Source organism: Planctomycetota bacterium (genome assembly GCA_016235865.1).
GTDB lineage: Bacteria > Planctomycetota > MHYJ01 > JACQXL01 > JACQXL01 > JACRIK01.
Genome location: JACRIK010000003.1, coordinates 94,948 through 115,826, shown reverse-complemented (window position 1 = coordinate 115,826; position 20,879 = coordinate 94,948). Strand labels below are relative to the sequence as shown.

General features: G+C 47.4%; 14 protein-coding genes. 8 read left to right on the top strand and 6 right to left on the bottom strand.

What is annotated here, in order from left to right:
- The first annotated feature begins 143 nt into the window (after positions 1-143).
- From HZA49_01930 to rpiB, 7 genes are all read left to right on the top strand, one after another.
- Positions 144-7,412 (top strand): DUF2793 domain-containing protein, encoded by a 7,269-nt coding sequence (locus HZA49_01930; GenBank protein MBI5778200.1) that lies wholly within the window; start codon positions 144-146, stop codon positions 7,410-7,412.
- Positions 7,413-7,543: 131 nt separating this feature from the next.
- Positions 7,544-8,020 (top strand): hypothetical protein, encoded by a 477-nt coding sequence (locus HZA49_01925; GenBank protein MBI5778199.1) that lies wholly within the window; start codon positions 7,544-7,546, stop codon positions 8,018-8,020.
- Between the two features lie 5 nt (positions 8,021-8,025).
- A complete protein-coding gene (locus tag HZA49_01920) occupies positions 8,026-9,141 on the top strand; it encodes a phosphoribosylformylglycinamidine cyclo-ligase (protein MBI5778198.1) in 1,116 nt (371 codons plus the stop codon).
- Positions 9,138-9,974 carry a HEAT repeat domain-containing protein gene (locus HZA49_01915; protein MBI5778197.1) on the top strand — a complete coding sequence of 279 codons (837 nt, stop codon included), beginning with the start codon at positions 9,138-9,140 and terminating at the stop codon, positions 9,972-9,974. Before HZA49_01920 ends, HZA49_01915 begins: the two co-directional genes overlap by 4 nt.
- Before the next feature lie 63 nt (positions 9,975-10,037).
- Positions 10,038-10,847: a 3-deoxy-8-phosphooctulonate synthase gene (kdsA, locus tag HZA49_01910; protein ID MBI5778196.1), complete on the top strand. Its 810-nt coding sequence runs from the start codon at positions 10,038-10,040 to the stop codon at positions 10,845-10,847.
- 746 nt (positions 10,848-11,593) lie between these two features.
- Positions 11,594-12,652, top strand: a complete 1,059-nt coding sequence (locus HZA49_01905) for a threonylcarbamoyl-AMP synthase (protein ID MBI5778195.1) — start codon at positions 11,594-11,596, stop codon at positions 12,650-12,652.
- Complete coding sequence (rpiB, locus tag HZA49_01900) at positions 12,646-13,116, top strand: ribose 5-phosphate isomerase B (protein MBI5778194.1); 471 nt, start codon at positions 12,646-12,648, stop codon at positions 13,114-13,116. The genes HZA49_01905 and rpiB overlap by 7 nt, the downstream gene beginning before the upstream one ends.
- A 7-nt stretch (positions 13,117-13,123) precedes the next feature.
- Here rpiB and HZA49_01895 read toward each other — a convergent pair whose 3' ends face one another.
- Positions 13,124-13,903 carry a CoA activase gene (locus tag HZA49_01895; protein ID MBI5778193.1) on the bottom strand — a complete coding sequence of 260 codons (780 nt, stop codon included), beginning with the start codon at positions 13,901-13,903 and terminating at the stop codon, positions 13,124-13,126.
- Positions 13,904-13,985: 82 nt separating this feature from the next.
- Here HZA49_01895 and HZA49_01890 point away from each other — a divergent pair, with 82 nt between their 5' ends.
- Positions 13,986-14,423 (top strand): hypothetical protein, encoded by a 438-nt coding sequence (locus HZA49_01890; protein MBI5778192.1) that lies wholly within the window; start codon positions 13,986-13,988, stop codon positions 14,421-14,423.
- On the opposite strand, the gene HZA49_01885 is transcribed toward HZA49_01890, so the two are convergent.
- The 5 genes from HZA49_01885 to HZA49_01865 all read right to left on the bottom strand — a co-directional run bounded on the left by HZA49_01885 (position 14,387) and on the right by HZA49_01865 (position 20,817).
- Positions 14,387-15,187, bottom strand: a complete 801-nt coding sequence (locus HZA49_01885; protein MBI5778191.1) for a hypothetical protein — start codon at positions 15,185-15,187, stop codon at positions 14,387-14,389. The two genes, HZA49_01890 and HZA49_01885, sit on opposite strands and share 37 nt — an antisense overlap.
- Positions 15,188-15,201: 14 nt before the next feature.
- On the bottom strand, positions 15,202-16,851 hold the full coding sequence (locus tag HZA49_01880; protein ID MBI5778190.1) for a hypothetical protein: 1,650 nt from the start codon (positions 16,849-16,851) through the stop codon (positions 15,202-15,204).
- Between the two features lie 25 nt (positions 16,852-16,876).
- A complete protein-coding gene (locus tag HZA49_01875) occupies positions 16,877-18,514 on the bottom strand; it encodes a HEAT repeat domain-containing protein (GenBank protein MBI5778189.1) in 1,638 nt (545 codons plus the stop codon).
- A 106-nt stretch (positions 18,515-18,620) separates the two neighbouring features.
- Positions 18,621-19,526, bottom strand: coding sequence for a metallophosphoesterase (locus tag HZA49_01870; protein ID MBI5778188.1), 906 nt, complete (start codon positions 19,524-19,526; stop codon positions 18,621-18,623).
- Positions 19,510-20,817 (bottom strand): glutamate--tRNA ligase, encoded by a 1,308-nt coding sequence (locus tag HZA49_01865; protein MBI5778187.1) that lies wholly within the window; start codon positions 20,815-20,817, stop codon positions 19,510-19,512. The genes HZA49_01870 and HZA49_01865 overlap by 17 nt, the downstream gene beginning before the upstream one ends.
- Positions 20,818-20,879: the final 62 nt, after the last annotated feature.

Genomic DNA, 20,879 nt, shown 5'->3' with positions numbered 1-20,879 from the left:
TGATTAACCGGAAAGAAGGGAGTGCTCTCTCAGGAGGATAATATTAATTTTTAGTATAATTTATCTTGACTTATTGGTTATTTGGGATAGAAAAAGAATCTTTAATTAGCGTCAGCGATAATAATTACAGTGAGGAGGAATATATGGTAAGGCATAATAAATTAGTATGGTTTATGTTATTGATGTTGGTAGCCTCGTTTGGCATAGGCGGATTCGGCCAGGGGGGCGGATGCCTGGGTACGCAAAGCCAGGTAAGAATGATAGGAGGCAGCAGCGGGCAATTTCTTCTGATAGATCCGACTACCGGTAGCACGACAGGGTTACAACCGACATTTCGATGGACCGCATTCCCGGTTGACTTGACTTCATATACCTTACAGATTTTCACGCAGAGCGCATATCCTTCCGGCACACCGGTTTTTCAGAACACCAATATTCGCCGCGATGCAACTGCGTTCCAGATAGGCGCCAGCACATTACAGCCAAACACCACCTATTACTGGCGGGTAATTGCGGTGGATAGAGACACCGGAACGTCAACTGTGGCTTCCAATGCGCCATTTACTTTTAATACCGGTATTACACCAGGACAATTTAATTTGCTGTCTCCGATTCCTCCGAGTGAAACAATATACAGCACTACGCCGACGCTAATCTGGTCTGAGTCAGCCCAGGCAGGCGGGTACACTGTCGAGATAGATACGGAAAACTCTTTTAATCCTCCCGTGGTATATTCAACTATATTACCCGTAACAACCACCTATTCGATGGCATCCGCATTGCCCGGCACATTATCCAATGGGGTAACCTATTATTGGCGGGTCAGCGCTTTTAATACGGGTGGAACTACATATGCTTCAAACGCCCCGGCCGCATTCTATGTAGTTGGCGCTCCGGGTTCTTTCCTTCTTTCCGCCCCGGCGATAAGTAGCACCCAGCAAACTATAACGCCGACTCTTTCATGGACCGGAGCTACCCAGGCGACTACGTATCGAGTGGATATATCATTGAATACTTCTTATACGCCAACTATTTTGAGTTATAGCGGCATAACAGACACGTCTTTTAGCGTTCCCCCAGGCGTTCTACAAAACGGTTCTACCTATTATTGGAAAGCGACAGCTGTTAATAACGTAGGCGAGACAACAGCGACCAATACTAATCCGCCTTATTCATTTACGATTGATGTCACTCCGCAGTCGTTCAATCAGTCGTCACCGATAAGCGCCAGCGTGATTTCCACCCTGACACCGGATTTTTCCTGGTCCATATCCAACTTGGCTACTGAATATACCCTGGAGGTATCGCCGGTGATGACCTTTACCACGACAATGGTTTTTCCGGCCATTACTTCCGCGGCATACACTCTGCCGGCTGGCCGGCTTTCTGATAATCAAACCTATTGGTGGCGGGTAATGGCTAATAATACCACCGGAGTAACCAGGACGGCTTCCAATGCGCCGTTGTCTTTCAGAACCGATGTAAAGCCCCGCGCCTTTACTTTGTCCACGGTTATTTCAGGGACAACGATTGATACCCTGGCCCCGACATTTACCTGGACGATATCAGACCTGGCAAACGAATATACCCTGCAGATAGCAACGGATATAGATTTTAATAGTCCGGCAACTATTCTTGGGATTACCACCACGTCGTATACAATAAGCGGCGGATTAGTTAACCAGCAATGGTATTGGTGGCGGGTGATAGCGATATCTAATGACACACCAATAACCACTACGGCAGCCAACGCCCCTTATAGATTTTTCGTTGATGTCGGACCGCGTAGTTTTACTTTGGCTACGCCGGTAACCGGAACTGTTTTTACGGTTGTTACGCCTACTTTTACCTGGAGCGTTTCAGAGCGGGCCACTACCTACGCATTACAAATTACCTCTACCAGCACTTCCTCGCTGGTGTATGAAAACGTTAATATCGCGACGACTTCCTTTACCCTGCCCAGCGGTGTTCTGTCCAGCGGGCAGAATTATTTATGGAGCGTATCTGCCGCAAACGAATTTACCACTGATGCGACCAGACGCGTGGCATACAACGCCCCATTAATTTTCTCTGTTAATGTAACGCCGGCGGCTTTTAGTTTATCAATGCCGATTTCCGGGAGTGTAATGGGTTCGCTGACACCAACACTTCAGTGGGGTCCGTCTAATCTGGCCACCACATACTATCTGCAGATTGATGATGACATGACCTTTGTGGAGCCGTATCGCTATGAAAACCGGGGTATCACCACAACATCATTTACGGTTCCGTCAAATGCCCTGGAAATGGGGATTACTTATTGGTGGCGGGTAACCGCGGTGAATGACTATGGCCAGCGACTCGCTTCAAATCAGCCGTATGCCTTTACGCCAACTACGGCTCCGTTAAGTTTTTATCTTGTCTCGCCCAGCAGTGACAGCATCATTCAGGATTCTCTGGCGCCGACCTTCACCTGGACTAGTTCTGTTTATGTGGTTACCTATACGTTGCAGATAAGCAACTCCCTTTCTTTTGCCTCTCTTGTGACCACGACTCCTTTGGTTACTTCGGCCACGTCATTCCAGATACCAAACGGGATATTAGAAACAGCCCGGACATATTACTGGCGCGTGATTGCCTCCAACGACCAGGGGCAGGGACAGACCATTGCCAGTAACGGACCGTTTAACTTTACCACCCAGGTTCTTCCCACTGCTTTTAATTTATCACAACCATTAAATGGCCAGACTATTTATACGCTGACACCGGTGTTTATGTGGTCAGTATCTACGATATTAGACGGTTATACATTGCAGGTGTCTACCGCAGCCACGTTTACTCCGACAACGATAGTCTATGAGAATGCGACAATTTCATCCAGCACTACCGCGGTTACTATTCCCGGCGGGACATTGATTGGCACTACCTTATATTATTGGCGGGTGATAGCCCGGAATGCTTCAGGAAACACCACGGCAACAAATACGCCGTTCCAATTCACGGCTGGAGCGCCTCCGGGAGCATTCCAATTAGGCACGCCGGTTAGCGGGACCGTAGAGGTGAATTTAACACCGACATTAACCTGGACGTATGCAGCTAATGCGACTGGTTATATAGTGGAGATATACTTGGATTCAATTACCGGGACGGTTGTGCGTAATGAACCGGTTGGGGTAACGAATACTTATAATGTGCAACCGAGCGTTCTTAACACCAGGCGGACTTATTACTGGCGGGTAATCGCGGTTAATGATTACGGAACCACTACGGCCAATAATATCGAACCTTATGAGACGATTTTTTACAGCGTATTTGATACCTTTGTGCCCAGCACACCGCCAGACCCGTTTAATATTGCCTCGCCGGTAAACGGCTCGACGATTCTTTCGTATACCCCAATGCTTACATGGAATGATAGCGTGGGTGAAACCGGCTACACCATAGAGGTGGCGACAAATACGGCCTTTACATCCGGTTTACTAGTTTATACCGCAACTGGTATTGCCAGAAATAGCACGTCTTTCACATTGACCATAGACGCCCTGCCGGATATCGGCACGTATTATTGGCGGGTGAAAGCGTCAAATGCTTTCGGTGATACAACTGCCACCAATGCGCCGTTCGCTATGGTGGTTGATTCCACCACCTCGCCCTGGAAGCCAAACTCAAACGCGAGTTTCAGTATGTTTGAAGGAAGGGTGGGGCATACCGCGGTTTGGACCGGGACAGAGATGCTTCTCTGGGGCGGACATGTTATCTCGGGAGCCGATGTCACCTATTTTGGAGATGGGGTTCGTTATAACCCGACGATGGATGAGTGGGACTACATAAACGATATCGGTTCGCCTTCCACCAGGACCGGGCATGCCGCTATCTGGACCGGCAGCGAAATGATAATATGGGGCGGCAGAAATTCTGATATGGATTTCCTTAATGACGGGGCAAGATACAGCCCGGCTAATGATACCTGGACGCCGCTTCTTGACCCTGATAACGCGCCTATCTCAAGAAGTAACCATATTGCGGTTTGGTCTCCGGGATTAGGTGTATCGGGCCAGATGATTGTCTGGGGTGGTTATACCTGGCGGAGCGATTATTTCCCGGCTCAATATGAGCGTCTTAATTCTGGCGGACGATATGATATTTGGAGTGACACCTGGACTTCTCTTCCTCTGCAGAGTTCAAATCAGTATTATACCTTGCAGAATGTTTGGAATAACTATCAATATGTGTTAACAGCTGTTCCATTTAGCAGAACAATTGATGCGCCTATTGCGAGGACCGGCGAGGTTATTGCTTTGCCTTTGCAAATCATAGGTGGTCATACAGGCGTTTGGGATGAGCAAAACCGGAGATTACTTATCTGGGGCGGCATAAATACTGCTGGGGATACACTTGATACCGGCGGTATTTGGTACGCTTCTGATAATGCCTGGTATGAATTTACTTATCCAGCGTCTTCCACGCCTGCAGCCAGAAACGGACATACCGCAGTCTGGACCGGAAGCCAGATGTGTATTTTTGGCGGAAATACCGGCAGTATATTTTATCCGATTAATACCGGTACTATCCTTACCAGCTCTGACGGCAGATATACGCCGGCTTCTCCACGGGATTATGTCGTACAGTTGGAACCGCCGACGTACAGGTCTATTTATAATGATGCCTGGACGACCTTACCGGCAGTTAATTGTCCTACTTCCCGTACCGGGCATACGGCGCTTTGGACCGGTACCCAGATGCTTACCTGGGGAGGGTATAATGGCAGTTACTTAAATACTGGTGGTCTTTATAGGCCGACAGGCAATTATTGGCTGGTTATGACTACAACGGCTGAAACCCCGGTTGGCCGCGAAGGGCATACGGCGGTCTGGACCGGTACGGAAATGATTGTCTGGGGCGGCGAGGGTGTTGATGGCTATCTTGACGACGGCGGAAGATACAATCCGGCAACTGATTCCTGGATAGAGGTACCTGCGCCTATGATTGGACCGCCGGTCAGCCGCGAATTCCATACCATGGTCTTCACTAACTTTAATTGGCAGAAACCGGTTTTAGATAAAGATTTAGCAACCCCTCCCCCGGCACCTGTCCTAAATGACAGGTATTTGATATCTTCCACAGGGGCGGCTGGCGCTTGGGCAGGGTATGGGAATTATCTTACGGTTTGTATTGACGACAGTCCGCCCACCTGGGATTTTACGACGCCTGTTGCAGGCATGTATGTAATGGTAAAGGATGAAAATAGCGTTTATAGGTATGACGGAACTAGCTGGATTATTACCACAGCCAGCCCGCAGGTAATTATCTGGGGCGGCTGGAATGGCGCCAAGGCATTCCGTAATGGCTCCAGATATAATCCGGTTACGGATAATTGGTCATTACTCAAAAACTCCGGAGCTCCGACAGCACGATACGGGCAAACGGCTGTTTGGACCGGCCCTATTACCACTACGATTACACCGACAATGATTGTTTGGGGCGGTTTTAATGGGACATCGTATACAAATACCGGCGGCAGGTATGACCCGGCTGTCGGGCGGGGCGGCCTTTGGTCTTCTTTAACACCCACCGCATTAGCGCCTCGGGCATGGCATTCAGCCATCTGGGCTTATGACGGACCTAATGACAGTAACGAAATGATAGTCTGGGGCGGTTATAATGGGTCGAATTATTACAATGATGGCGCTATTTATGAACTTGAATCAGAGGACTGGTATCCGATAACCAGCACTAACCGTCCGGATGTAAGGATGAATCATGTTGCGGTCTGGGCTAATACCATTACGCCTATGCAGATGGTTGTCTGGGGCGGGCAATCCGTCAGTAATAACCGCCTTAACACCGGCGGCAGGTATATACCGATTTCCGATACCTGGCAAAGCACATCAACACCGCCTCTGGGGTTTGTCGGGCGGGAAGGCCATACCGCGGCCTGGACCGGAGCCGGTTCGGAAGAGGGCTGGACTACGTATAATACAGTTACTACTAATGATATCGGAATGTATTCTTCTATTGTGTTGTCTCCGTCAGGCCGGGCCCATGTGGCTTATTATGACTACACTTCGAGCGACTTGAAATATACCACAAATGAAAGCGGCGCCTGGGATTCGGTTGGCGTAAATGTAGACCCGGCTGGGAATAGAGTAGGCGAATACACCAGTATTGCCATTGATTCTACCGGTCGTCTCCATGTAAGTTATTATGACCGGACTAATGGCAACCTTAAATATGCCATTAGCAGCACTGCTTTTGCAACCTGGCAGACAGATACGCTTGATAGTGGTGGTGATGTCGGATTGTTCACCGATATTGCTATCGGGACCGGTAATTTAGTCCATATCAGTTACTACGATGCGACTAATAGCGCCCTTAAATATATTAGCGGCGTGACCGGCTCGTGGAATGCGCCGGTTACCGTTGACAACACCGCTACGGTCGGGAAATACACCTCTATTGCCGCTGATAACCTTAATAAGGCGTATATCAGTTATTACGATGAGACCTCTGGCGACCTTAAATATGCGATTATGAGTACGACCGGGACATATTTAGCGCCGGTTATCGTTGAGAGCGCCGGAGATGTCGGGTTGTATTCTTCTATAGGTATTGATTCTATTAATAATATCTATATCAGCTACTATGATATAACCAATGGCCGGCTTAAGTTTGCCTCTAATGTGACCGGCGCATTTGTTATAGAAAACCAGCCGGATTCCACTCCTGCAGACCACGGGCAATATTGCTCTCTGGCTGTAGATTCCAAGATTACTCCTACGCCTACCACCGTCCATATCAGTTACTATGATACTACTAATGGGCGACTCAAGTATATCAGTAAGTCATCTGTATATACGACTACCTGGGATGCCCCGGTAATTATTGATGAGTCCGGTGACGTGGGGCAATATAGTAATATAGCTGTTGACCAGTCTAAGAAGAGTTATATCAGTTACTATGACAATGGAAATGGCGACCTTAAATATGCCACGAATTCCTGGACCTGGCGTAACAAGGTGCTTATTTGGGGCGGATACGATGGGGTTAATTACCTGAATAACGGTGCAATATATGACCCGGTAACCGACTCGTGGAGAGATATTACTACGCTCAATGCGCCGGCCAGCCGGGCCTATCATAATGCGGTTTGGTCCGAATGGACCGATTGGCAGGGACGCAGTCGCGCTGAATTGGTTGTCTGGGGCGGCTGGAACGGCAGTAACTATCTTAACGACGGCGCTCATTATGACCCGGCACTTGACCGCTGGACCACCATTAACTCTTTAGGCGCCCCAACCGCCCGTACCTATCATAAGGGGTTATGGATGGATTTCATCAGACCTGATAACGATCGCACTATCAGGGAGATGATGATCTGGGGCGGTGCTGTTAACGGCGGATTTACTCAGAGCGGCAGCAGATATAAACCATAATAGGATATCCTAATAAAACTCTTTCCCCTCCCTTGATGGGAGGGGATTAAGGGGAGGGTGTCCCCCTCACCCTGCCCGCTCCCACAAGGGGAGAGGGTTTTAGTCCACTATATAGTAACTATATCAATTCAATGTTCCCTCTTATCCTTTCCGTATTCTTCCCCGGTCTCGGCCAAATCTTATTAAGCAGGTATCTCAAGGGGTTGCTCATATTTTTTTCTGCCGTAATTCTGCTTGATACGTCTTTAATTGTCATCTCCTTCTTATTCCCGGCGTTCCATGTTTTGCGTTCTGTGCTTCTCGCTTCATGCTTTATTATATACGTATATAATCTTGTGGATATTTTTAACACTGTTTATTATCGAAAACGCAAATCACTCAGGGAGAAAAAGAAAACCCTTTTGAAGCTGGGGATTAAGTATTACTTGCAGAATGATTTATACGCTGCGCAGAAAGAATTAAAGAGAGCATTAAAACTTGATAAAGATGACATAGATATAATATACTATTTATTCCGGATAGAAAAAAATCTCGGAGCGGCAGGGACGGAAAAGCAACTGTTCAATAAATTATCGTTATTGGATTTTGATAAAAAATGGATACAATAACCAAGATGTTAACCTATAAGTCCGCGGGTGTTGATACAACCAAGAAGGATGGTGTGATAGACGAAATTATCCGCCTAAGCCGGAAAACCTATGACCCCAGGGTGATTGACCATCCCTGGGGTTTTGCCGGTCTGTTTTCTTTATTCCCCAAAACAGGCGTATCACGCCGGGACAAAAGCCACACTGCACCGTTATTTGCCAGGAGTTACAAATCGCCGACGCTGGTGGCCTGTTCTGATGGGGTTGGGACGAAATTAAAGATTGCCTTTCTTCTGAATAAACACGACACAATTGGCATAGACCTTGTAGCAATGAGCATCAACGACCTGATTGTTACCGGCGCCGAACCGCTTTTCTTCCTTGATTATATTTCCTGTGGCCGGGTGAACGAGAAAATAATCGTTGATATTATCAAGGGGATTGTCGCCGGTTGTGAGCAATCCGGTTGTGCTCTTCTGGGCGGCGAGACCGCTGAAATGCCGGATTTCTATCCGCCATCAGAATACGACTTGGCCGGTTTTGCCGTGGGCCTGGTGGATAAACATAAGGTTATTACAGGCAAATACATCAAGCCCGGCGATGTGGTGATTGGGTTATCGTCTTCGGGGCTGCATTCCAATGGTTATTCCCTGGTACGGCGGGTTTTTCTGGAGGGTCTTTCGCATAAAGAGGAGGTAAATAAACTGCAATCACATAGTCCTGAACTTGGCTGCACCCTTGGCGAAGAACTCCTGAAGCCCACCATAATTTATGCAAAAGCAGTCAAACATATTTTGCGGAATTACAGCTGTAAAAAGGCAGTTAAGGGAATAGCCCATATTACCGGCGGCGGGCTGGTGGAAAACATTCCCCGGGTATTGCCCAAGAATGTCTGCGTAGAGATTAATGCCGATGCCTTCCCGCTTCCGCCTATTTTCTCGTTGATTCAAAAGACCGGCAATATTGCACCGGAAGAGATGCAACGGGTTTTTAATATGGGTATAGGCCTGGTTATTATAGTCGATAAATTCTATGCTTCAGCCATTATTCGCCGGTTGAAAAAGGTGAAATATAACGCCTATAATATCGGAAAAGTTACCGGAAAGTTACCGGGACAGGTAAATCAGGTTGTTATTAAATGAACAGCAAGCCTTTTATAGCAGTAATATTGGCACTCTCAACGCTTCTGGCCTCCTGCTCTTACAGTAATCAGCTTAAGCAGCGGGATGACAGAACAATGGAATTGGAACAGAAAATAGCCGTTCTCGCCAAAGAGGCATATGATTTAAACCAGCGTTTTAATAAACAGCAAAAAGATATGGAGTCGCTCAGATTTGAGATGGGGGTCTTGCGAAAGGAATTAATGGAGATGCGTTCCCCGTCTCTTTCACCCGAACAATCGCAGACCGAACGGCTCACTAAATTACTCCAGGAATTAGCCAATCCGTCTTGCGATACCAATAAGCTTGCTTTTGAACTGCGTAAATTCGGCAAAAGGTCGGTTTTGGCCCTTATCGAGGCGCTGAAAAAACCGGACCCTGATTATCATACCCGGGTAGAATTGGTCTTCAGCGGACTTTTAGTGGATGATGCCACGCCCCTGTTGCTTCCTTCTCTAAAGGACCTTTCCTTGAGGATTTCTGCCGCCCGCATCCTGGGCAATCTTAAAAACTATTCAGTAGTGGATGAATTAAGCGGCTATCTCTCGGGGGATGACGATGATTTTATATTTGCCGTGGCTGAAGCGCTGGTTAAGCTGAAAGATAAAAGAGGCGTGCCGGTTTTGATTGACTTTCTCAAGAAATCAGATCCCAATAAAAGAGCTATTGCCTTTAGTCTTTTAAGTAAGATTGCCGGCGTAACACTGGATTATAAATATTATAGTAATGAGTCCGAACTTTCAAGCGGTACCAAGCGATGGGAGGAATGGTGGCTTAAAAACTCGCCAACCTTCATGTTTCCTCCTGACGATTAAAGCCAGTTTGAACGCAGTGAATTACTGGCTTTTATCCAGTAGTAAAACGAAGGGGATAATAAGATGAGAATAAAAATAAGTGATGCCATAATCGGAGATTCCCGGTTATTTCTTATTGCCGGGCCCTGTATAATCGAGAATGAAAAACTCACCTTCCAGATAGCCGAGGCGCTTAAAAACATCGCTTCAGAAACCAGGATACCTTTTATCTTTAAGGCGTCCTATGATAAAGCCAATCGGTTAAGCCACCGCTCATATCGCGGAGTTGGTTTAAAAAAGGGTTTAGAGATACTTGCTAAAGTAAAAAAACAGTTAGATATTCCGGTGCTTTCTGATGTCCATTGCAAGGAAGATGTAAAACAGGCCGCCGGGGTTCTGGATATAATCCAGATACCGGCGCTTTTGTGCAGGCAGACCGATTTGCTGATTGCCGCCGGTAAAACCGGTAAGCCGGTAAATATCAAAAAAGGCCAGTTTCTGGCTCCCGAAGACATAATCTATCTGATAGAAAAGGTAAAAAGCACTGGTAATAATAAGATTATCATTACGGAACGGGGCACCTCATTCGGTTATCATAACCTGGTCAATGATATGCGGGCCATACCGGTAATGAAGGCGTTTGGTTATCCGGTGATTTATGATGCCACGCACAGCGCCCAAATACCCGGTGGGGCAAAGGGTAAATCCGGCGGTAACCGGCAGATGATACCGTATTTGGCGCGGGCTGCGGTAGCATCCGGGGCAGATGGCGTGTTCTTTGAGGTCTATCCTCAACCCGATAGAGCGCTCTGCGACGGCCCGAATTCCCTGGCCCTCAAAGACCTTCCCGGGCTTCTTAGCACACTTATTCAGATTAAACGGACTGTTTCTTAGAGGCCGTTTTTCGTGATTTCCCGCCTTTTATAAGTCAATAAATCAGTTTATGATTTATACCAGCTCCTAAAGTAGCCGCTGAAACATCCATAAAAATTACCAAGGTGTGCTACTGGTTAAACCATGTATGCAGGATGTTTACTCAGGGTATGCAGGATGTTTAATCAGGGTAGGCAGGAGGTTTAATCAGGGTAGGCAGGAGGTTTAACCAGGGTAGGCAGGAGGTTAAACCGGGGTAGGCAGGAGGCTTAACCAGGGTAGGCAGTAGGCTCAACCATGGTAGGCAGGAGGCTTAACTAGGGTAGGCAGGAGGTTAAACCAGGGTAGGCAAGAGGTTAAACCGGGGTAGGCAGGAGGCTTAACCAGGGTAGGCAGTAGGCTTAACCATGGTAAGCAGGAGGTTTAATCAGGGTAGGCAGGAGGTTTAACCAGGGTAGGCAGGAGGTTAAACCATGGTAGGCAGGAGGTTTAACCAGGGTATGCAGGATGCTCAAACACTGGATGCTGGAGGTTCAAATAGTAGCCACTGGAGGGGGGTACCCGGGGGGAGGGGGTAGGGTATAGGGGGTATCTACCGTCTCCTGATACCTTGTATAATAGTGGTGGTGAGGAGTAATAATGGCATCCTTAATGCCCAAGAGCGCTACCTCAAACGGCTAATCCCGGTAATACGGCCGGTTGAATGAGAAATAGATTGACAGGATTGCTAAAGTTAGTATTATAAAATCCATATAGGAGTATTTATTTTGCCAGCAGAAATTATTAAGATAGACATTAAGAATTACCGAACAGGTATTTTATCCAATGTGGCAAGGGTTCTTTCAGGAGGCGGTCTGGTGGTGTTCCCGACCGAAACCGTTTATGGACTCGGCACGAATGCCAATATCCCTTCGGCCGTAAAACGGCTCTATGAAGCAAAAAACAGCCCTGAAACCAGGCCTTTTACCATTCATTTAGCGTCCGCCGATGATGTTTATTGCCATACCTCGACCGTGCCCCGACTGGCGCTTCGTCTGATGAAGGCGTTCTGGCCCGGACCGCTGACGCTGGTCCTGCCTGATTCCAAAGGCGGCTGGGTTGGTTTAAGGGTGCCTAACCATATTATTGCGCAAGACCTGATTAAACTCTCTAAAGTGGTGGTGATTGCTTCAAGCGCCAATCTTGCAGACCGGCCCGCGCCGGCTGATGCCCAAACAGTTATAAAAACATTAAATGAGCAAGTTGATGTTATTATTGACGCCGGTCCATCTAAAATAGGCGTCTCTTCCACGGTTGTCAAAGTTACAGCGGATAACAAATTTGAGATAATGCGTCAGGGTTCTATCACTGAAGATAATATCCGGCGCCTGACTTATAAGATGATTGTTTTTGTCTGTTCAGGTAATACCTGCCGCAGTCCGATGGCCATGGGATTATTCAGGAAGATGTTAGCAGCCCGTCTAAAAACACCCGTCTCAAAACTGGAAGAAAATGGTTATAAGATTATTTCAGCCGGCACATCGGCAATCTATAATAGCCCGGCTTCGGGCACGGCCATTGAATTGATGAAGGAGAATGACGTGGATATCAGGAATCACCTTTCCCAGCCGGTGACCTTGTCGATGCTTGAAGAGGCGGATGAGATTTACGTAATGACCAGGGGGCATTTTACCACATTGAGAGAGTGGGCGCCGCTTATTACGGAACGGATGAAGCTTCTTAACCAGGATGGGAATGACATTGAAGACCCGATTATGACCGGGAAAGAAGGCTACCGAAAATGTGCCGATAAAATACAAAATGCCTTGGAGAAGATTATATGTTAAATGAAATAAAAAACGCCGGGAAAATTGCTGTTGCCTCTGACCATGCCGGATATAAGACCAAGGAGATGGTTAAAGGAGTACTTAAGCAGTCGGGATATGATTTTACCGATTTCGGAACAAATAATGAAGATTCGGTTGACTACCCTGATTTCGCCTTTAAGGTGGCCGAATCTGTTTCAGGAGGCGAATATCAAAAAGGCATTTTGATATGCGGCACCGGGTTGGGAATGTGTATTGCCGCCAATAAGATTAAAGGTGTTAGAGCAGTTACGCCATATGATAAATTTACCGCCGAGATGTCCCGGCAGCATAACGATGCCAATATCTTATGCTTAGGCGCCCGGGCGCTTAAGGAAAATGATATCAGGGAAATAGTAAAGATATGGCTGGAAACTCCGTTTGATACCGGGAATCCACGCCACCAGCGGCGGATACAGAAAATTTCCGGTTATCAGGCAAAATAATCAGGCTCTATTTTTCCGCAATCAGTGCCGCGCCGATAGCCCCGACAAACTCCGTATCCGGTGTCGTGATGATTTCAGTCTGCAGATTGTCCTTGAGTGATTTGACAAACCCTTTATTCCTGGCCACACCGCCGATTAGCAGGACCTCTTTTTCCATGCCAATCCGCCTGGTCATAGAGGCGATTCGGCTGGCAATAGCATCATTGACGGCCCGGGCAATATCCGCTTTGGGTGTCTTGGCGTGGACTAATGAGACGACTTCTGATTCGGCAAATACCGCGCATTGGGCATTCATTGGGATGACCTGTTGAGAGGTAAGGGATATTTCACCGATTTGTTCCAGAGGGAGTTCCAGGGCCCGGCTCATGGCCTCGGTAAAAGAGCCGGCGCCGGCGGCGCATTTCTCGTTCACCGCGAAGTCAATTACCTTGCCGGCTGAATCACAGCGGATGGCCCGGCCTTCTTCAGCGCCGACATCAATTACGGTTCTGACCTGCGGGAATAAATAAGTACCGCCCTTTGCCGCGGCGGTAACCTCGGTTACTTCCCGGTCAGCCGAAATGGGCGGATGCATAATAATTTCCTTGCGCCCGATGCCGGTAACCGTGATATGCTCTATATCATTACGGGACAGTTTCGCCTGCGATAATGCCTCGTTGAAAACCTTTTCTGCCGAGGCGCGCTGGTCAAAACCGCCTAAGCCCAGGCTTTTGGCGATTATCTTGTTATCCTTGATTAAAACCGCTTTAATGGTTTTGGCGCCCATATCTATACCGGCTGTTATCATTTGAAATCTCCCTTCTGTAAATATAGGAAGTAATATATAATGCAAAACTTGTAGTTCAAGAAAATTCTGATATAATAATGATATGAACACCCAGAAACCCAAGCCAATTCCCCTGGCCATGGTTATTTGTGATGGCGTTATTGACGACCGCCTGACCGGTAAAAAGAGTGTTATTGGCATCTTTAACAACATTGCCGCGGCTGAATTGCCCTGCCGGCATCAAACTTTATATGTTTATTGCGTTCTTACCGAGGGTATCGGCCAATATGATGGGGCTCTAAAATGTACTCATCTGCAGTCAAATAAGGTCATCCTTAATCTAACCGGTCCGATTAAATTTCCTAATCCATTAGCCACCATAGAATTTATCTTTGACATGAAAAATATCGTTTTTGAAAGCGAAGGCATGTATGTTTTTGAGCTGCTTTGTGACAGCCAGCCCGTTATCAGCCGTAAGGTAAATGTTTCGCTGTTAAAACCTTCTCAGGGTTTAACCCCTACCCCGCCTGCAAAGTCATAACTTATTTCCAGCGGGAATGAATATGCGCTGGCTTCTTTGATAAACTCTTCCTTTACAAAAATGCGTTGTTCATCCGTGGTGTCAGCCATAAAAAGATTTCCTTCGCCGTCTGAGAAGATGTCATTGTGTAGATCTTCCGCTGATTGATAAGCGCAGGCAATACTGCTTTTCCATATGCGGACGTCACCAAAGCCGGTTTTATTAAGCATTTTCCTGAGGTTTCCGGTCGAATCCGGGAGGGCGGATTTAAATATTTTCAGCGGTAATTTCTTCCGGCGGATTATTCTCTTTATAACATCCAGTGGTAATTCAGGCGAGCCGTCAAGATAGGTAATAACGCTGACTTTGCCCCCTTTTTTCACTAAGCGATAAAGATTGTCCGTATAAAAGATGTTGCTTTGGCTTTGAGAGGGCAAATCCCACAAGGAAAACACCAGATCAAATATTTCCGCCGGAAAAGAGGATAGGCATTTATCCGATCCGCCCTTAAGGTAAACTAAATTATCAGGCGGAGTTTCTGAATTATCTGATGATATGCCTGTTTCGCGACAGCACGGGACACATCCGTCCTCGGCTTGGCTGATGAAGAGCTTCCATTCTGATTTGCCAAGGAATCTGTTTAAGTTGGGCAGTAACAATTCAATGCCTTTGCCAACCAGTAAAGCGCGTTTTGGAGTTGACTGATTGTTTACTTTTTCAAAGCGAGTGAATATTTCTTCGGGAAGCTTCTTTACTTTTTCTTGCCAACAGGTTTGATAACTCAATGTTTATTATAATCCTATTTTTTGCTTTTTGGGCGACGCTGGTTGAGCTCAATCAGGAAATTTAAGAGTAGGTTTTGCAGGGCAAACTCATCAATCTTAGATCTTTGATGCCCGAAATGGCTCATGACATGTAAAACCCGTCCGCCTCCCGAATAAGAGGTTTTATTGCCATCAGTTGATACGATATTTTCACCTGATACACCCCAGGTAACGGCTACCGCGCCTTCCGGGTGTGATTTATCAACCAGTTTAGGGCTCATTATTAAAACCGTGACGTTTTTGCCTAAGATTTTAATGTCGGGGCTGCCGTTATCGATTTTCCACTCGGAATCTATGCGAAATTCGCCTGGTTTAACAGACCTGGTTTCCCCTGATTTTTCTTCTGACGGCGGCATGCCAGGCATTCCGGGTGCATCGCTGGAACTTGAAGGGGGCGCTTCAAATACATATTTCAAGTACGGATGTAATACTGCTCCCGGCGCGGGCAGTATCTGCACCGTCCGGTCAGAATACTCCTTGGTGTCTGTAATTACCCCCTTAAATGAGCGGCCGGTTATTTCTCTGATATTCAAGTCTTCAGTAAAAAGATAGCCGCCGGATTCCACGAATTCTTTAATCTTTTGAATAGTCTTCTTGCTGAGTTCCGTATCATGGGTCATATGGTCATGCTTAGGATCGTCACTTTTGACGCATCTATTGACTCTCGCGCCCACAGCTTGACCGCTGTTGCCACACCCTTTACCACAGCATAAATCTTTATAGTAATTACAATTGAATACAAGCGCCCAGGCTTCTTTCCAGTTAAAAGAATCGCTTTCTAATTCTGATTTACCAAGCACTGTATGGTCCACTCCCATTTTGGTTAAAACATCCTGGATTTTATCATAATTGCGGTCACCTTGATAATGTTTGTCGCACCGGTCGTTCCGGACTACAAAAACCTTCTCTTTTGGTAAATCCTCTACGCCGGTCATATCGCGGTACTGTGACACGTTGTCAATATTGCCGCCGGCAGCGGTTTTGGGCTTAATAATATCGCTTATTTGCTTGTCTTTGTTTTCCTTCCACCAGGCCAGCCAGGAAGCCTGGTAATTGCCTTTGTCAAGACCGGTAATCCTTTTTACCGCGCCGATAGTTTCTTTTGTTAACAGCTTGTCATTTTTCTCGTCCAATGTTTCGAGAAAGTTAAACAGCACCTCTAACGCCTCTTTGGTTTGGATGCCGCCTAATTGATGGAGGCACTCGGTCTTTAAATCCTCAGGGGCTTTTTCCATAACCTCTTTGAGCAGGGGTAAGATATTAGGCGAACGGTTACTTTTCATGGCCCCTAATAAGTCGCGGCCGACGTCCTGATCCCTTTTACTCAGGATAAAATTCGTAATCTTGGAAATAGCCTCGCTATTACTAAAACGGGATATTCCTTCCAAAATCAGCCAATAGATATTGGTATCAGGCTGTGGTGTCAGGGCATCAAGCAGGGTGTTGCATGCCTTAACGTCATTCTGTAAAACCAATCCCTCGACAGCCTTTTTTACCTTTGAACTGTCTTTCTTCTGGACGCCGCTTTGCAGGTCCTGTGTCGGATTACCTGCCGACAGCGGGATGTTGAATATCATACAGAGAAAAATGACAGCTGATAGCAGAATTAAGAATTCTTTTCGCATCGTGGTGTTCTCCTTGTAGGGTAATCTACTTTTTTCCTTTTGGCCTGCGCTGGTTGAGTTCCATTATGAAATTAAGTATCAGATTTTGCAGGGCGAATTCGTCCACCTTGGATTTTTGATGGCCGAAATGGCTCATGACATGTAAAACCCGGCCGCCTCCCTGATAAGACGGTCCCTTTTCAGTGCCGGTTGTAACGATATTGCTGCCCGATACGCCGAAGGTAACCGCCACCGCGCCGTCGGTATTAGATTTAGTTACCAGTTTCGGGCTCATTATCAGGACGGTTACGTCCTTCTTCAGCACCTTTATATCGGGGCTGTCCTCGTCAATCTTCCATTCGGCATCTATACGGAATTCGCCCGGTTTGACTGACCGGGTTTCGCCCGATTTTTCTGCTTCCGATGTCTCAGGTGCATCGCTGGAACCTGAAGGCGCTGCCTCAAAGACGTATTTCAGATATGGATGTAATGCCGCCCCGGGCGCCGGCAATATCGGAACATCTTTGGCGGGGAGAAATCTCGGAGAGGCTATTATTCCCTTAAATGCCCGCACGATTATTTCGTTGATATTCATGTCTTCGGTAAACAGATATCCGCCGGTTTCTACGAATTTCTGTATTTTCTTTATTACTTTATCGCTCACTTCGGGTTTATGGTTTTGGTGCGCGCCCTCACCTTCGCAATTAACCAGCCGTTCGCTGGTCTTGGTTTTCCCGGCCCTGTGCTTGGGATTACAGCAATGCTCCTTATAAAGCATACAATTAAAGAGTATCACCCAGGCATTATCCCAATCAAATGAGTCCTTTTCCAATTCTGATTTGCCGACCACCGTATGTGCAATGCCGAGTCGGGTCAGGATATCCTGGATATGGTCGTAGTTACCGTCAAACCCGCTGACCTTGGCCTTTTCGTCGCACAAGTCATTTCTGATTACTATTACCTTGTCTTTGGGTAAATCCTCCACGCCGGTCATATCGCGATATACGCTTACATTATCAATACTGCCGCCCGCCGCGGTCTTGGGCTTAATAATGTCACCTAGCTGCTTATTTTTGTTTTCCTCCCACCATTGCAGCCAGGAGGCCGGATAATTTCCGCGGTCCACGCCGGTAATCCTCTTCAGCGAAGCAATAGCTTCCTTTACCAGTTCTTTATCATTCTTTTCGTCAAGTGTTTTAAGGAATCCGCATAACACCTCTAATGCTTCCCTGGTGGTAATGGCGCTGAGTTGATGAATGCATTCAATCCTCATCTCATAAGTGCCTTTTTCAATGACCTCCTTGAGCAGTGGGAGAATGCTGGATGAGCGGTTATTCTTCATCGCTCCGAGTAAGTCACGGCCGATTGATTTGGACTTGTTGGCTAATATGTAACCCGTTAACTTGGAAATGACCTCGGTATTGGTAAAGCGGGAAAGTCCTTCCAAGAGTATCCAGTAGATGCCGCTGTCTTCGGTAGAATTCGCGGAACTAATCAGGGTGTCGCAGGCCTTGGTGTCATTCTGTAACACCAGTTGTTCTACCGCTTTCTTTACTAGTTCACGGTCGGGTTTCTTAATGCCGTCCTGCAAATCGCTGGCCGGATTACCCGCCCAGAGAGTCAGGCCCAGGAAGAATGAAATAACTATCATTCCTGCAACGGGAATAAAGAATGTTTTTTTCATAAAAATCCTCTTTTCGTCTCTATAATATAGAATGTTTCAAAGCCGCTAATTACTGCATATAGTATAGAAAAAGCATATAAAAAATCAAGTATTTTCCGCTATAAAATCACTTGGGCTCAATATCAATAACCGTTATTTCCGGCGGGCATAAGAACCGGGCCGATGCCAGTATGCCCGGCTCCAATCCGATTCCGCGTGTTACGTAGGCGTCCATATTACCTTCCCGGTAATAGCCCATTTCATAACGTTTGCCCAAACGGGAAAATGTCATCAATGCGCCGTAAAGCGGCATCCTTATCTGCCCGCCGTGCGTATGCCCGCACAGATATAAATCCACTCCGGTCCGGCTTATTTCCGGTATAAAATCAGGGTAATGGCACAGGTATATCTTATAGCCCGTTTGCTTATTAATGTTGTAATGGGTTTCTGTAATAATTACTCGAGAACCCCGGATATCCAATGCCGCCGATTCTCCGTCCAGTAGTTTTATGCCAAGGTCCTTGAATACCTCATGGCTTGGGAACCATCTGTCAAAATTGCCTGCCACAGCATATACGCCAAACTTACTGGATGTTTTTAATTTCTCCAGAAACCGTCTTAATATTTCCTGGGAATTGTGGTTATTAAGATAATCGCCGGTCAGGAGTATCAGGTCCGGATTTTCCCGCTCCACCAGTTTCGGAACGGTCAATTCCCGGTAACCCTCCTCTTCTATATGTAAATCCGAGAGATGCACCAGGCGGATTGAATTCCCCATCATAATCTTATCGGACTTCAAAGTCAGATGTATGACCTCGATGCGGTTTGGTTCTATGAAATAGCCCCAGGTAAAGCAGAATACGCCGGCTATGGCCAGTCCGATAATGAGCCGGTCAATCCATCCCCAGTGTCTTATATCTCTCTTGAGGTAAAACTTCCTGAATACTATCCGGAATGCTCCAAAATAGACAAGCAAGACAATGACGCTAAATATGAAAGCCCTGGCCAGGTCTGCTTTATAAAAGGCACCCATTTATCCGCTCCAGAACCCGTTCCTTGCCCAGCAATTCCATCACCTCGAAGATGCCGGGCGAAACGGTCGTGCCGGTCAGCGCCACCCGGACCGGCTGGGCCACGCCCTGGAACTTCAGTCCCTTGCTCTCGGCCACCTGGCGCAGGATTGGTTCCAGCGAGGTATGCGAGAAATCAGCGGCGCTGGCCAGGCCATCACGGACCATCCCCAGGACCTGCGTGCCGTCCGCGGTCTTGACGAATTTATCCACCGCCTCGGCCTGGTAATTGATCTTGTCCTCGAAGAAGAATCTGGTCACCTCGGCAATCTCGGAAAGCAGTTTGATGCGCTCGCGGTACAGGTCGACCAGTTTCATTGCCTTGGTTTCAGTCGCTTTGGCCAAATCATATCCGGCCTTTTCCAGATAGGGCTTGGTTAACTGATAAAGCCGTTCTACCGGCAGGTGTCTCAGGTAATGGCTGTTCATCCAGGTCAGCTTCTTGAGATTGAACTGGGCCGGTTTGTCCTTGACCCGTTCAATGGTGAACAGTTTGATAATCTCGTCCTTGGTCATCAATTCCTTGTCGTCTCCGGGCGACCAGCCCATCAGCGCCAGGAAATTAAACATCGCCTCAGGCAGATAACCCAGTTCCTGGTATTCGCCGATTGAGGTATGCCCGTGCCGCTTGCTCAGGCGCGAGCCGTCCTCGCCCATAATCAGCGGAATATGCCCGAATTTTGGTATCGGCTGGCCCAGCGCCTCGTAAAGCGCAATCTGTTTGGGCGTGTTGGAGATATGGTCGTCGCCCCGGATGACGTGCGTGATATTCAAGAGTGAATCGTCAATCACGCAGGCAAAATTATAGGTCGGGAATCCGTCTGACTTTACCAGTACCTGGTCGCCCAACAGGTCGCTCTCAAACTTGATGGCGCCGTGTACCAGGTCGTCAAAGACGAAACTGCGCCCCAGCGGCATCTTAAAGACAATCGCCTTGCCCTTGCCCGGGTCCTCGCGGTAGACGGCCTTGCCCTCGTCCAGCAGTTTCTGGGCATACTGGTTATAGGTATCCCGGCGCTGGCTCTGGTAAAACGGGCCTTCGTCCCAGTCAATCCCCAGCCATTTGAGCGACTCGAATATGGCCTTGGTGGATTCATCGGTCGAGCGGACCTGGTCCGTATCCTCTATCCTCAGCACCAGAGTGCCGTTATAGTGCCGGGCCAGGAGATAATTGTATAGCGCGGTCCGGCCGCCGCCGATATGGAGATACCCGGTCGGGCTGGGCGCGAAACGGACTCGTATTTTGCTGGTCATAGAACTATCGGTCATAAAATCCTTTCCTTTGTCACACCTAAAAATCAGTAATTCAGTTTACT